The sequence below is a fragment of the Mycobacterium sp. UM_Kg27 genome (assembly GCF_000972905.1).
Taxonomy (GTDB): Bacteria; Actinomycetota; Actinomycetes; order Mycobacteriales; family Mycobacteriaceae; genus Mycobacterium.
Window position 1 is genome coordinate 1 of the sequence record NZ_JRMM01000347.1, and the last position, 336, is coordinate 336.

The following is a 336-nucleotide window of genomic DNA, read 5'->3' on the forward strand; positions in this document are numbered from 1 at the left end:
CTCTGCCACCTGCGGCAACCGCTCCCGCATCGCCCGGGCATAGTGCAACCGACTAGCCGCTAAGCCCTGACTGATCCGCAACGCCGCCGCCACCTCAGCAGCCACCGCCGCCTCGGTATCGACCGCCCACTGCTCGGTCTCACCACAGCACCTCAACCGCAGCGCAAACAACTCCCCAATCGCCACCAACTGCGCCGCCGCCGCCCGATTCTCCGCCCGCGCCGACACACCGATCCGATCCAGCAACGCCGCCGACTCCGGCGTGGCACGCGGATGACGCTGCAAAAACCACGCACTGAACTCCGCCACCGAAGCCCCGCTAGGCGGCCGCGACAA

1 protein-coding gene is annotated in these 336 nt (G+C 68.8%); it reads right to left on the reverse strand.

The features are described from left to right. Positions 1-309, reverse strand: a 309-nt coding sequence (locus tag LI94_RS21570) for a DUF222 domain-containing protein (protein ID WP_046302547.1), incomplete at its 3' end; no start/stop codon positions are given. Between the last annotated feature and the right edge of the window lie 27 nt (positions 310-336).